Annotated in this window: 13 protein-coding genes; 6 read left to right on the top strand and 7 right to left on the bottom strand. The window is 58.1% G+C overall.

Features of this window, described 5'->3' with window-relative positions; all coding sequences use genetic code 11:
- Nucleotide 1 precedes the first annotated feature (1 nt).
- Entirely contained in the window at nt 2-2011 is a 2010-nt protein-coding gene (locus GCE01_RS02825; protein ID WP_099210776.1) for an FUSC family protein, read from the top strand.
- A gap of 8 nt (nt 2012-2019) precedes the next feature.
- Here the strand turns inward: GCE01_RS02825 and GCE01_RS16780 are convergent, their stop codons facing one another.
- The 7 genes from GCE01_RS16780 to GCE01_RS02790 all read right to left on the bottom strand — a co-directional run bounded on the left by GCE01_RS16780 (nt 2020) and on the right by GCE01_RS02790 (nt 9055).
- Complete coding sequence (locus GCE01_RS16780) at nt 2020-2442, bottom strand: hypothetical protein (protein WP_099210774.1); 423 nt, start codon at nt 2440-2442, stop codon at nt 2020-2022.
- Nucleotides 2439-3371 (bottom strand): VOC family protein, encoded by a 933-nt coding sequence (locus GCE01_RS02815; protein ID WP_099210772.1) that lies wholly within the window; start codon nt 3369-3371, stop codon nt 2439-2441. Before GCE01_RS02815 ends, GCE01_RS16780 begins: the two co-directional genes overlap by 4 nt.
- Nucleotides 3372-3479: 108 nt before the next feature.
- Nucleotides 3480-3899 carry a DUF1489 family protein gene (locus tag GCE01_RS02810; protein ID WP_046900021.1) on the bottom strand — a complete coding sequence of 140 codons (420 nt, stop codon included), beginning with the start codon at nt 3897-3899 and terminating at the stop codon, nt 3480-3482.
- Between the two features lie 28 nt (nt 3900-3927).
- The gene (locus GCE01_RS02805; RefSeq protein ID WP_099210770.1) at nt 3928-5010 is read right to left on the bottom strand and encodes a nucleoside hydrolase; all 1083 of its coding nucleotides are present in this window, start codon (nt 5008-5010) and stop codon (nt 3928-3930) included.
- Nucleotides 5011-5045: 35 nt separating this feature from the next.
- Nucleotides 5046-6197, bottom strand: coding sequence for a radical SAM family heme chaperone HemW (hemW, locus tag GCE01_RS02800; protein ID WP_099210768.1), 1152 nt, complete (start codon nt 6195-6197; stop codon nt 5046-5048).
- On the bottom strand, nt 6194-8221 hold the full coding sequence (locus GCE01_RS02795) for a potassium transporter Kup (protein WP_064273768.1): 2028 nt from the start codon (nt 8219-8221) through the stop codon (nt 6194-6196). Before GCE01_RS02795 ends, hemW begins: the two co-directional genes overlap by 4 nt.
- Nucleotides 8222-8320: 99 nt before the next feature.
- Nucleotides 8321-9055: a YggS family pyridoxal phosphate-dependent enzyme gene (locus tag GCE01_RS02790; RefSeq protein WP_099210766.1), complete on the bottom strand. Its 735-nt coding sequence runs from the start codon at nt 9053-9055 to the stop codon at nt 8321-8323.
- Nucleotides 9056-9076: 21 nt separating this feature from the next.
- Here GCE01_RS02790 and GCE01_RS02785 point away from each other — a divergent pair, with 21 nt between their 5' ends.
- The 5 genes from GCE01_RS02785 (at nt 9077) to GCE01_RS02765 (ending at nt 13342) form a co-directional block, all read left to right on the top strand.
- Nucleotides 9077-10417: an RsmB/NOP family class I SAM-dependent RNA methyltransferase gene (locus GCE01_RS02785; protein WP_046900016.1), complete on the top strand. Its 1341-nt coding sequence runs from the start codon at nt 9077-9079 to the stop codon at nt 10415-10417.
- 363 nt (nt 10418-10780) lie between these two features.
- Nucleotides 10781-10963 (top strand): hypothetical protein, encoded by a 183-nt coding sequence (locus GCE01_RS02780; RefSeq protein WP_099210764.1) that lies wholly within the window; start codon nt 10781-10783, stop codon nt 10961-10963.
- A gap of 230 nt (nt 10964-11193) precedes the next feature.
- On the top strand, nt 11194-11553 hold the full coding sequence (locus GCE01_RS02775) for a GntR family transcriptional regulator (RefSeq protein WP_080951414.1): 360 nt from the start codon (nt 11194-11196) through the stop codon (nt 11551-11553).
- On the top strand, nt 11550-12425 hold the full coding sequence (locus tag GCE01_RS02770; protein ID WP_099210762.1) for an ABC transporter ATP-binding protein: 876 nt from the start codon (nt 11550-11552) through the stop codon (nt 12423-12425). The genes GCE01_RS02775 and GCE01_RS02770 overlap by 4 nt, the downstream gene beginning before the upstream one ends.
- Nucleotides 12422-13342 carry an ABC transporter permease gene (locus tag GCE01_RS02765; protein ID WP_099210760.1) on the top strand — a complete coding sequence of 307 codons (921 nt, stop codon included), beginning with the start codon at nt 12422-12424 and terminating at the stop codon, nt 13340-13342. Before GCE01_RS02770 ends, GCE01_RS02765 begins: the two co-directional genes overlap by 4 nt.
- Nucleotides 13343-13390: the final 48 nt, after the last annotated feature.

Below are 13390 nucleotides of genomic sequence, written 5' to 3'. Positions count from 1 at the left end.
CATGACGGTGCGTGATCCACTGGCGCGACAGGCTTCATTGAACCGCACCCGTCATCTGACTTTCCTGTCACAGTTTCTGGCCCGTCATTCCGTTCCCCTCAGCCCGGAGCAACTTGCTCCTGCTGAGGGTGTCCGGGCGGCCCTTGCAACAGTTGTTGCCCTTCTTCCTGCTCTTTATTTCCATCAGGCTGTTTTTGCCTGGGCTGCTTTTGCAGCATTCTGGTGCTGTCTAATTGAACCCGGTGGTACACCGCGTGAGCAGTTGCGCATCCTCGGCATTTTTACGGTTGCGGGTGCGGTACTGGGCGGTGTGACGTCCCTGATTGCGACATTCCCGTATTGGGGGGTTATTCCCTGGTTGATCGTGACGGGCCTGTTCGCGGGGCTGGCACGTGCCTTAGTTCCCAGCATGGCACTCCTCTGCGCGTTGCTGGGTTGCGTCATGCTCGCCGGGATCGGGTTTCCGGCGCATTCATTCAACGATGCTCTGACGATTGCGCTCGCCTTCGGTGGCGGTGGAACGTGGGCGATCGTGCTGTGCCTGATCCTGTGGCCGCAGCATCCCTATGCGCCTGCACGGAGGGCTGTCGGTGGCTGCTATCAGCTTCTTGCCGTTATGGCTGGAGAATTGGCCGCAGGTCGTCTTCAGGAGACGGTTCATCGCCAGACGATCCGCACGGCCATTGAGCGGGCGAGAGGCGTTGCCCTTCAGATTGATGCAGGCCATGCCAGTTACAGTATGCGTGGTCGCCTGATTGCCTCTCTTGCCGGCGCAGAACGTCTTTTCACGGCGATGCTTGCTGTTGAGCATCTTGTTGAAACGCGCGGACTGGATTTCGAAGCACGAGGAACGCTCGCAGCATTTTCGGCGCTTTGTCAGCATGCCAGTGAGGCTGCTCTGTCGCCGAATCCCGATCTGAAGCGCCTTTCCGGGGAAGCGCTCGGTTTAGCTGATCGTATTCGTGTGCGGTCTGGCACGATCGGAGAGTTGGTGGCGACCAGTGCACGGACGCTGGGCACGCTCGCGGATGGTCTGGCTGAGAAAGCCCGGCTCCCTTTTGATGCTGATGCGCCCAAGCACGTTGCCCGGCTGACGCCTGTGATCTGGCGTCATGCCCTCCGGATGGTCGTTGGTCTTCTGGGGACTTATCTGGCAACGCAGTGGCTTGGCCTGAGCTATGGCTTCTGGGCTCTTGTGGCCGTACTGCTTGTTATCCAGCCCTCCGGCCAGACAACCCTGGTGCGGGCTCTGGAACGCGTTCTGGGAACAATCGGCGGGGGTGTTCTGGCACTTTTGGCAACGCCGTTCCTGCCGGGGCCGACAGAAATGATGGTCGCGCTTGCGTTGTTCGTGATTGGCGCGATTGCCATGCGCGCGGTCAACTATACGCTTCTGGTCCTGTTCCTGAGCGCACATTTCATTATCGTCACGGAAATGACGATGCCGTCTGATGGTGTCGCATGGCTCCGTATTCTGGATAATACGCTTGGTAGCCTGATTGGACTTGGCTGCGCTTTTGCACTTTTTCCCCAACGGCAGACGCAGGACATGGACGGTCTGTTGCGCGCCGCGATTGTGGGGAACATTCGCTATCTGTCCGCCGTGCTGAATGGCAATGATACGGTTTCTACAGATCGGACGCAGCGTCAGGCAGGGATTGACACCACACGGGCGGAGTTTGCCCGTGGCTCGCTTCCGCTTCTTGGTGGGCTTTCTGGTGTGGGGCCGGGGGCGGAGCGCATGCATGCCTTGTTACGCGCACTTAGAAGCCTGAGCGGAGAAGTCACGCTGCTTCGGTTTGATATGGCTGCCGGGCTGTGTGCGCCTGATCCTCAGACCGGCCAGTTCTGGAAGGAAAAGGCCGAAGCTCTTGAAGCACGAGAGCCCCTCGCGGAAATTGCGGGGCAGCTTGAGAGTGGTGAGATCATGTCGAGTATTGCGGCGCTGAAGCGTTCTGATCGCCCCGCTGCCAGTGAAGAAGCTCAGGGACCGGTTCTCTCCAGCCCCTGAGCAGGGTGTCAGTGGCGTCCACCACCACCGGGGCCACCGTGACCGCCGCCACCATGTCCGCCCCCTCCAGGGCCTCCTCCGCCGCCCGGGCCTCCGCCATGGAAGCCACCGCCGCCGGGGCGGCCACCACCAGAGACGCCTCCGCCCGGACGACCGCCTCCTCCGGGTCTCCCTGGGGGTGGGCCACCCCTAGGTCGGCCGCCACCGCGGTATCCACCTCTCCAGCGGCCGCCTCCGGCCGGTCCGACAGCATAGCCCGGTCCCCAGCCGCCCCAGCCACCGCCGCCCCAGCCAGTGTTGTAGTAGCTGCCGCCGTAGCCACCCCCGCCATAATATCCGTCGTAGCCGTCATAACCAACGCAGCCTGACAAAAGCGGGACGAGGAAAAAGGCGCCCATGAGGGCCAGTGTGCGAGATAAACGTCTGATCATTTTGCGTCCCCCGATGCGTTGGGGTCATGCCACTCCATCAGCCCGAAGGCCGCGCCTGCAGGGTCGGCGATAATGGCAATGGTGGTGTTCTGCCGGTCTGGATGGGGCTGTACGAGAATTGTCCCGCCAAGCGTTACGGCTTTCTTGGCCGCAGCATCCACACTGTCCACCTGCACGAAGTTCATCCAGCGGGCGTGTGCACCTTCAGGGAGGCGAGCGGGGAGCGGATTGATTGTAGCACGCGCGAAGGACTGGGATGCCAGCAAATAAGCCGTGCCACGCTTGGCGTCCTGAACTGCTTCGACCGTGTATCCAAATAGCTTCTGGTAAAATCCGGCCGCTGCGTAGGGATTGTTCGTCAGTAGGGCGCTCCAGATCCATGTTCCCTGAGCGGGTGGCGTCTCAACATCCGGCTCGTCACCTGCGCTGGAATGGAGTGCGGCGAACAGGCCACCCTGCGGATCTGCCAGGACAGTCTCGTGGCCTCGTCCTTCAACCATTTGAGGTTTGAAGAGAATATGGCCCCCCCAGATTTTCGTTGCTTCTGCGGCCGCTTTTACGTCTGACACGGAAATGAACGGGAGCCAAAGCGGGTCCCCGTGATGTGCCATGCGCGGAAGCTCGACCAGTCCTGCGACTGGCGCTCCGTTAACCAACGCCTGTGCATATTGCCCTTTTGAGACGGGAACGTCCTGGAAGGTCCACCCCAGAAGCGAACCGTAAAAAGCTTTGGCGCTTTTGAGGTCTGGCGTTGTGAGTTGGGCATAGACAATTTTGCCCGGCAGGAGTTGCGCCTTTGACGGTGCACTGGCGGTCGCAGGTGCATCAGCGGCCTGAAGCGCAGGAGCCGCACCTAGGCACAGACTTCCGGCCAGAAACAAGGACGCGTGACGCAGTCTTTTGCGAGAAATTGAATGGAACGGAGGCAAGGAAAATCTCCTTCAGGGCAGGAGAGAGCCTGCAATGCAGTCTCGGCGTTCAGGCTGAACGCTTGAATGACTGTATTGTTCCATATCGGCCCTTTTGAGGGAGCGTTTTCAGATTAAAGCGAGTTCTGCCAGCTCTCTACGGAGTTGAGGCGGAAGATCAGCAACCCCATCACTGCCCGCCGACTGGCCGAGATCAGGGGGCGCATCTTTTGGGTCCAGATATCGCCATCCCTGAAAGGGGCGCATGGTGCGGGGCTGAACGGGGATGATGTCGTCTGAGACTACAATCAGCGTTCCTTCCGTCCCGTCCGGGCGACGGCAGGCCTCAAGCCCTATAATGGGCTGACGGCACAGAATCATGCCGTCCATCACGCGATAAAGAGAGCCGCCGTCCAGGACTTCGGCTGCACGCTTGGGCATTGTCCGCGTGGGGACGGCGCCATGACCGTTTACACGCGGGTGCTGCATGCGCTCACGCAGTACCTCGATGGTCGGGCAACCGACGGCCAGCTTGATGATGTTCAGCATGTCGGGTGCCCTTCCGGAAAGTCTGGTGTCAGTGCGTTCCCATGGCATTCTGAGCCTGGGCGACGAACTCGTTGATAAAGCGCTTCGTATCCACGGACTGGACGATTTTCACCTTGCGAAGGCCCATGCCCTTGGGTGCAGTCGCGTCCGGCCAGACATGCGCATGTCCGTAATCCATGCCGGGTGCCGTGTTGATGTCCATATAGGCATCGACAGACTTCGTAACCAGATCTGGCTCGACAGCAATTGCAGAGGTCAGTTCATCCCACAGCGGAAGTGGGCCGTAGAACTTCTGAAGATACTCCGTGACCGGCGTTTTCTTCTCCGCGATGCGGTTCATCAGCTCATGCGTCATCATGACGTCGTTGGAGACATTGCCGACGCATGTGATGGCAGCCCACGGCGCGGTCAGTGTGATGTGGGCTGCTTCCGGATCGCCGATCATGTTGAAGTCTGAGGCAAAGTCCGCATTGCCTGTGATGGACATCATGCTGGAGTCCAGCAGGCCACCCATGAATACAAGCTGCTTGGCCGTAGCGGCAAAGGTGGGGTCCAGACGGATGGCAAGGGCGAGGTTGGTCAAAGGACCTGCCGCAATAATCGTGACCTGATGCGGGTGATCATGAACGGCCTTGATCAGCACCATCGCCGCGGGGAGCGGATCGACGGCCATGTGTGGTGTGCCTTCGGCCATCTTGCCGAGTGCGGGCTGTGTCTCTGGAGTGTGGTCAATGGAGCCCAGCCCACCCCATGCGCCCTTCCAGGGAATGGTGCCGTACTGCTTCTCACGAAGCTTCGTTGCCGCGACGGTGTTGACGAGTGGCATGGTAGCGCCATCCGCTACGGGAACCTGGGTCTGCTTTGCAATTTCCAGGAAGCGACGGAGATGCGCGGATTCAGCATTCTCCCAGTCGTCGCCGATCGTCACGGTCAAAGCCAGAAGATTGACGTTTTCGCGGTTGAGCAGCGGGATGACGGACTGGATGTCGGAGCCGCCTGGGCCGAGATAGTCGTTATCCTGAATATAATATCCCGGAGCCACAGGGGCAGCGGACGCAATGCCGGTCAGAGCGCAGGCAGCAAGGAGGGCAGAGAGAATGGATCGGCGCATGGTCTCGTCCTGTTAATTAACGCCCGATCATGCCTTCATGTGACCAATCTTGCCAGTAATGCTTCAAGACGAAGTCTTCCTTCCCCCGTCGCCTTTAGAATTCCGCCGTCACGGGTGAGGTAGTTTTCTTCCAGGCAAGCCTCAAGCATGAACGGATCGACGCAATCTTCCATCGGTCTACCCGTGCGGTCGGCAAATCTGGCTTCATTGATGCCTTCAGACAAACGCAGCCCCATCAGAAGCGCTTCCCGGCCACGTTCTTCCGCAGACAGAAGGGTTTCGTCCGTACTGCCAGAACCCGTTCTTTCAACGCGGTCCGCCCAAGGTTCGGGGGCACGGTGACGACGGGTTGCGTAAAGCTCTCCATCCAAAGTCAGGCGACCATGCGCGCCGGGGCCGATGCCGATATAATCTGCGTAGCGCCAGTACGTCAGGTTGTGGCGGCTTTCCGCGCCGGGCCGGGCATAGTTGGACACTTCATAGGGGAGGAGACCGTGCTTTGCGGCCGTATCGCCCGTGAGGTCATAAAGGCGCGCAGCGTCTTCGGCATCCGGGAGCTTCAGCTCTCCACGCCGGTGAAGGGCTTCGAACTTCGTGCCGGGTTCAATCGTGAGCTGATAGAGCGACAGATGATCCGCCACCAGATCCAACGCGGTGGACAGTTCATTTTGCCAGTCAGCATCGCTCTGGCCGGGGCGGGCGTAGATCAGATCAAACGAAATGCGCGGAAACAGCGTGCGTGCAATTTCGAGTGCACGAATGGCTTGTCCCGAGGAGTGTTCTCGACCGAGCATCTTCAGGGCGTCGTCGCGAAGGCTTTGCACGCCGAGCGAGACGCGGTTTACGCCAGCCTGACGGAAAGCCGCAAATTTTCCGGCTTCGACGCTGGTCGGATTTGCTTCTAGCGTAATTTCCAGATCCGGCTCGGCATCAAAAAGCTGATGCGCATCTTCGATAAGAGCTGCGACCGTTTCCGGAGCCATCAGGGACGGTGTGCCGCCACCGAAGAAAATGGAGCGGAGTGGCCGGCGGCCCAGACGGGCCGCGTCATGCGCCAGTTCACGACGTAAGGCTGCGGCGAAGCGCTTCTGCGGAATTTCATCCCGGACGTGGGAATTGAAGTCGCAGTAAGGGCACTTCGCCAGACAGAATGGCCAGTGAATGTAGAGAGAAAGAGGTTCGGTCAAATTGCAATCCGGACGCCAAACTCCACCACGCGATCAGGCGGGATACGGAAGAATTCCGTGGTGGAGGCGGCATTACGCAGGAGAAGCAGGAACAGCCACATCCGCCAGAGCTGCATCTTGGGAACGCGGGAGCGAACCACAAGCTCGTGGGACGTAAAATACGAGGCCTGAATGGCATCAAACGCCACACCAAGTGCCTTCAGTTCCATGAGCGCACGCGGCAGGTTTGGCATTTCCATGAAGCCGTAGCGGACGATCACGCGATTGATGTTCGGGGCCAGTTCCTGAACGATCGTGCGGTGGCCACGCTCAGCCTCTGGCTGATCAAGGTTCTGCACAGTCACGAACATGACATGTTCATGCAGGACCTTATTGTGCTTCAGATTATGCAGCAGCGAGTTCGGGACCACATCCGGATTGGCCGTCAGGAAGACCGCTAGACCTGGAACGCGGATGGTCCGAGACTGCGGCAGGCGAGCCAGAAACGAGGCCATGGGCATGGAGTCAGCCTGCTGCTTGGCGGCAATCAGGCCACGTCCGCGCTTCCAGGTGGTCATGACGATGGTGCTGATAATACCGATGGCGAGTGGGACCCAGCCGCCATCCGGGATCTTCAGGACGTTGGCGGAGAAGAACACCGCATCCACGACAAAGAACAGTCCGAACACGGCGCCGACGGCAGCAGCACTCCACTTGAAGGTGCGGCGGAACACGACCATTGCCAGAACGCAGGTGCACAGGAACGTACCGGTCACGGCGATGCCGTATGCAGCGGCCAGTGCAGCGGAGGAGCGGAAGGACAGAACCAGTACCAGTGCGCCGAAACCGAGGATCCAGTTCAGGGACGGCAGGTAGATCTGTGCTTCTTCGGAGGCATTGGTGTGCACAATGCGGGTGCGCGGCAGGTAGCCAAGCTGAATGAGCTGGCGGCAGAGCGAGAAGCTACCCGAGATACCGGCCTGAGACGCAATGACGGTTGCGAAGGTGGCAAGGATCAGAAGCGGGATCTGCGCCCAGTGTGGCCCGAGATGATAGAACGGGTTGGCCAGTGTTGCCGGATCATGGATCAGCAGAGCCGCCTGGCCGAAATAGTTCAGGGTGAGGGATGGCAGAACGAAAAACAGCCATGCCTTGCGGATCGGGGCCCGGCCAAAATGGCCCATGTCAGCATAAAGTGCTTCTGCACCCGTCACGGACAGCACGACAGATCCCAGCGCGATAAACGACAGGTATCCGTGCAGGACAATGAATTCGAGGGCAAAGGTAGGAGACAGTGCCAGCAGGATGTGCGGGTAAAGCAGAATCCCGCGGACACCGAGAATGGCCAGAACTGTGAACCAGAGTACCATGATCGGCCCGAAAGCCTTGCCGATCTTGCCCGTTCCGAGGGCCTGCGCCGCAAAAAGAGCGACCAGAACCACCATCGCGATCGGGATGATGACATGGCTGGCAGAGGGGACGGCGATTTCGATGCCCTCAACGGCAGAAAGCACCGACACGGCCGGCGTAATGATGCTGTCCCCGAAGAAAAGACAGGTGCCTGCAATGCCGACGAGACCGAATAGCCATCGGAATTTCTGAGATTTGCAGACGCGCTGGGCGAGGGACATCAGGGCAATGATGCCGCCTTCGCCGTCATGGTCTGCCCGCATGATGAGGATGACGTATTTGAACGTCACGATCAGCATGAGTGCCCAGAAGGTCAGGCTGGCCAGTCCCATGACTTCCCAGGCTGCTGCCGGATGCTTGGCAGATCCTACAATGCCGACGGAAGACTGAAGGGCGTAGAGCGGGCTCGTTCCGATATCGCCATACACAACACCCAGAACAGCCAGAAGCGCGCCAAAGCCGCCGGGCTTCTTGTGGCCGCCAGCGCCCTCTGTGTCACCGAGTTCAGAAGTGTTTCCGTCTTTGTGCGCCTGTTCGATGGTCTGAAGGACTTCGCCGCTGTCCACCGGAACCCCGGCGCCGGGGTAAGGAGGGGAAGCGTGATCGCCGTCGTGTTCTGGCATCGGTGGTTCCATTTACGGGCATCGCAGGAAACCATCGCCTCACAGGGATGTGTCGAAGCGTGGTCTATTCCCCCTCATGACAAGATTTCTTACAGGGATGCAAGGTGCGCGTTAGGATCCGGTCATGGGGCGGGAGCCAAAAATGGCACTTCCAACCCTCACAAGAGTGGCGCCTTCGGCAATGGCTGTCTCGAAATCAGCCGACATGCCCATGGACACCACGGGGAGTCCGTGGCGCTGTGCAAGCTGTGTCAGGAAGTGGAAATGCGGAGCGGGATCTTCATCTTCTGGCGGGATACACATCAACCCACGCACCTTCGCTCCAAAGCGCAGCATTGAGGCCTTGATGAACGCGTCGGCTTCATCGCGGGGGATGCCAGATTTCTGTGGCTCGTTCCCTGTGTTGACCTGAATAAGCAACTCCGGAAGGCGGCCTGTCTTCTCTGCAGCCTTTTCCAGCGCATCAGAAAGGGCGGGGCGATCCAGAGTCTCGATCACATCTGCGATGCGACAGGCATCGACGGCCTTGTTGGTCTGGAGGCCACCGATGATGTGCAGGCGCAGGTCTGGCCAGGTCTCACGAAGCGCTGGAAATTTGGAGGCTGCTTCCTGAACGCGGTTCTCACCAAAGACGCGCTGACCGGCCTTCAAGGCCGCTTCCACGGCATCCTGCGGATGAAATTTGCTAACGGCAACGAGGCCCACATCCGTGGCAGGGCGGCCTGATGTTTCGCAGGCCTGAATGATGCGACTACGGATGGCGGAGAGATTTTCTGCAATCTGATCGGACATTGCGGCAGAAGACTCCATTGCGTCCGGCGCCGCAAGATGCGATTTCGGCAGCATGCGAGAGATCAACGCCCGATAATGACACAGAATACGCCCCCTCGCGGCTCCGGCCGTCCGAAGAACCCGTCCGCGTCCCGCCAGGGAGGACGCCGTCCGAAGCCGGGACAGGAGCGCCGTCCCAGTCCGGATCCGACACGTGATCTTGCCTTCGACATTGTCTGCGGTGTGGTCGAACATCGCCGTATGCTCGAAACGACGCTGGACCGTGCCGGGCCAATGGACCCGCGGGATCGTGCTTCTGCGCATCGTCTGGCGGCAACAACGCTACGGTACATGGGGAGCATGACTGAAATTCTTCAGCCGATGCTGCGCCGTGAGCCACCCGAGCCTGTGCGGTGTGCGTTGCTTCTGGGTGTGGCGCAGCTGTTGCATCTGGAAACGCCGCCGCATGCCGCGGTAGGCACGATTGTTGACCTGCTGCGTCGTCGCGGTCTGGCGCCTTTCGCTGGGCTGGCGAATGCTGTGCTTCGGCGTGTGGCGCGTGAAGGGCGCGATCTTCTGGAAGGGCTCGATGACGCCAGACTGGATGTTCCGGCGTGGTTGTGGAGCGCCTGGGGCCATCGCGCACGGTCCATTTCCCGCGGGCTGCATCGTGAGGCGCCGCTGGATCTGAGCCTGCGCCCGGGGGCAACGGCTCCTGAAGGCGGCGATGTCCTGCCAACGGGAACTGTGCGTTATCCGGCTGGGACACGGATCGCGACAATGGAAGGCTTCGAAGAGGGGCAGTTCTGGGCGCAGGATGTGGCTGCTGCCATGCCTGTGAAGCTTATGGGGGATGTCGCCGGGAAGACGGTGATTGACCTCTGTGCGGCCCCAGGAGGCAAGACGGCTCAGCTTTCTGCTGCCGGCGCAGATGTCACGGCCATCGAAAAGGAAGAGTCCCGCGCAGTTCGGCTACGTGAGAACATCACCCGGATGCGCGCAACTGCTGAGACGATTGTTGCAGATGGGTTGAAATGGCGCCCGAAAGCACCGGTTGATGCGGTGCTGCTGGATGCGCCGTGTTCAGCAACAGGGACGTTCCGCCGTCATCCGGATGTGCTGTGGATCAAACGCCCGCGTGATGTCACGGCATTGGCAGAAGGTCAGGACGCGTTCATTGACGCGGCGCGTGACATGCTGAAGCCGGGTGGCATGCTGATGTATGCCGTCTGCTCTCTTCAGGATGAAGAAGGTCCAGATCGCATCGCAGCCGCGCTTGAACGCGGGGGCTGGAAGCATGTGCCGTTCACGGATGAAGAACTGGCGGACATGGCGATTGCCCGGACGCCGGAAGGATTTTTCCGAACACATCCCGGTCTTTGGTGGGATCGGGGCGGAATGGACGGCTTCTTTGCCGCCAGATTAATCCGCGTTTGAGACGTAAAGCCTGCCTGATTTTCAGGCAGGCTTTTTTTTGCGTTCACTCCGAAAGCACCAATATTTTAGAAATAATATGCAAAATACTTTCGTGCGAAGGTTGCCCGCTCAACCTGCGAGTATTTACCGCGAAATCGTACCTCAATGCGTAGATGAAGAGCTTTTTGGGTCTTTATCAAAGTGCGCTTGTTTCCTCTAAAGATATGAAAATAAACAGAATAATTTCAACGCATATATGCTTTTGTAGCGCCAAATTCCTTTATAAATTTTTTTTATAAATAGGTTTTCATGATCCAAAATATCTAATTTTAATATTTTTTTTAAGGAGTATGGTCCGAAAAAAAACAAGAAGAGGACGAGAAAATGACAAAAAACAAGACAGTAAAACCAGTATTTGCTCTGGCATTTATTCCATTGTTTCTGGTGATGTCTGCATGTTCTGGTAGTGGATTCTCGGATTCTTCTAAAAATAATGAAAAATTTTCTCAGACGATTGAGAACATTTCACCGTACGGAAATACAATTCCAGACCGCGCCATGTTCTGATCTGCCAGCATGGCTGGATCTGAGGTTTTTTAGAGCGTCATCTCTTGGAAGATGACGCTTTATTTTTGTCCAAACCTGAAAGGACCTGACCTGCGGCTGGAGACGTCGCGGGCAGGCCGGTGCGGAAATCTTCTTGCTTCCGATTTGGTGATATAGTTATGTAAATCACCAGAACGGAAATGAGGCGTACGAAATGGAGTCCCGGGCAGAGAGATTTGAGGAGGTGTGTTGTGGATGGTGCGTGGAATGAGAGCCAGCCGATCTATCAGCAACTTCGGGACAGGGTGGTCGGCATGATGCTGGATGGTGCTGTCGCTGAGGGTGATGCGATCCCGTCGGTTCGACAGGTTGCAGCCGAATGTCAGGTGAATCCTTTGACCGTGATGAAGGCGTATCAGCAGCTTTCTGATGAAGGGCTGGTCGAGAAGCGTCGTGGTCTTGGACTGTTCGTGGCGCAGGGTGCGCTAGCGCGTCTTGGTGAGAGCGAACGTCAGAAATTCCTGACAGAACAATGGCCGGAAACGCTACGGACAATCCGCCGTCTTGGTCTCAGCCTGGATGATCTTCTCAAAGAGGGAGATGTCGCATGATCTGTATTGAAGCACAGGGTCTGCGAAAAGTGCATCGCGGGGGCAAAGGTGTTCTGGGCATTGACCTCAGTATTCCATCAGGCCGGATTGTCGGGCTGATCGGGCCTAATGGCGCAGGCAAGACGACGGCTCTGAATGCCATTCTGGGTCTTGTCCCCTATGAAGGTTCCCTCAGGGTTCTGGGGCGTGATCCCTGGCGTGAGCGCGAAGCGATGATGCAGGATGTCTGCTTTATTGCCGATGTGGCTTTGCTGCCGCGCTGGATGAAGGTCTGGCAGGTTCTGGACTATGTCGAAGGCGTTCACCCACGGTTTAACCGGAGCCGGGCGGAGCACTTTCTCTCCCGGACTGACATTCAGAAGCGTTCCCGAGTACGGGACTTGTCCAAGGGTATGGTCGCGCAGCTTCATCTGGCGCTGGTCATGGCGATTGATGCCAAGCTGCTGGTGCTTGATGAGCCGACGCTGGGGCTGGACCTGCTGTATCGCCGCGAATTCTACATCACGCTTCTGAATGATTACTTCGATCATGACCGCACCATTCTGGTGACGACCCATCAGGTCGAGGAAATCGAGGATATCCTCACGGATGTGATCCTGATCGGGGATGGTCGCATCACGTTGCAGGATAGCATGGAAAATCTGGCGCAGCGTTTCGTGGAACTGAAACCCAGAGCGGAGACCTCGGACGCTGCCCGACATCTGGGGCCGATCAGTGAAAGGCTCATCATGGGGCAGCCGATCATGCTTTTTGATGGTGTGCCGCACAGTGAACTGGCGGCCCTTGGCGAAACACGCCAGCCGCGACTGGCCGATCTGTTTCTGGTGCTGATGGGACAGAACCGTGGGAACAGGAAAGGGGCAGGGGCATGAGCGAATATGGAAAAATGACGTGGCCGCTGAAGCAATACGTCTGGTCTGTCAGGCGAGAGCTTTGGGGAAACCGGTTTTTGATACTCGGCCCCTTGGTAATGGTTTGTCTGCCGTTGGTTCTTCTCTGCTTGCAGCTGCACACGAGCCACCTCAAGGTCATGAAAGGGACGGCAGAAAGTGTTCCACCAATCCTGATGTTCAGGATCACGGCGGAAATGCTGTTCGGGATCGCCAATGTCGCAGCCCTGACGGTGGGGTGCATCTATGCGCTCGGTACGTTCTATAATGAACGTAAGGATCTGTCGGTGCTTTTCTGGAAGTCTCTGCCTGTCTCGGACCGATTGAGTGTGGCGGCCAAGGCGAGTGTTGTGCTTGCGATCGGCCCTCTTTTGTCGCTGTTTTTAAGCTGGGTGGCGACGGTCGTTCTTATTGTCGCGACTGCACAGGCATACGGAATTTCTCCGGTGGGTCTGGCAGAACAAGCCAGTGTAGGTCATCTGATAATCGATGATGTTGCCTATATCGTGCTGAATACTCTGTGGTGGTTACCGATTTATGCCGTTCTGTTCCTGGTCTCAGCCAGTGTCAGAACCGTGCCTGCCGTGTGGGTATTAGGGGGACTGGCGGGTCTCTATATTGTGGAAGCCATTGGTCTGCGTACGAACCATATTACGGGCATCATATGGGACCGCTTTTTGCATTTTCCCGGGACTGGCTTCCACGATGCCCAGATGAAGATCATCGCCACCCAGTCTGATGGGTTTGATGTACAGCATACGCCAACAGATAAGATCGTAACCGGACACCTGGACTTTCTAGCCCTGTTTTCGATGCCTTCACTTTGGTGGGGTGTGTTGCTGGCGGCGGTCTGTCTCGTTCTGACAGTCTGGCTGCGTCGCCGGGCAGAGCCTATCTAGGCAAAATGCAAACCCCTCCGTCTGTGTGCCAGACGGAGGGGTCTCGGA

The sequence above is a fragment of the Gluconobacter cerinus genome (genome assembly GCF_002723935.1).
Classification (GTDB): Bacteria; Pseudomonadota; Alphaproteobacteria; order Acetobacterales; family Acetobacteraceae; genus Gluconobacter; species Gluconobacter cerinus.
This window is presented reverse-complemented; position numbering and strand designations above follow the sequence as displayed.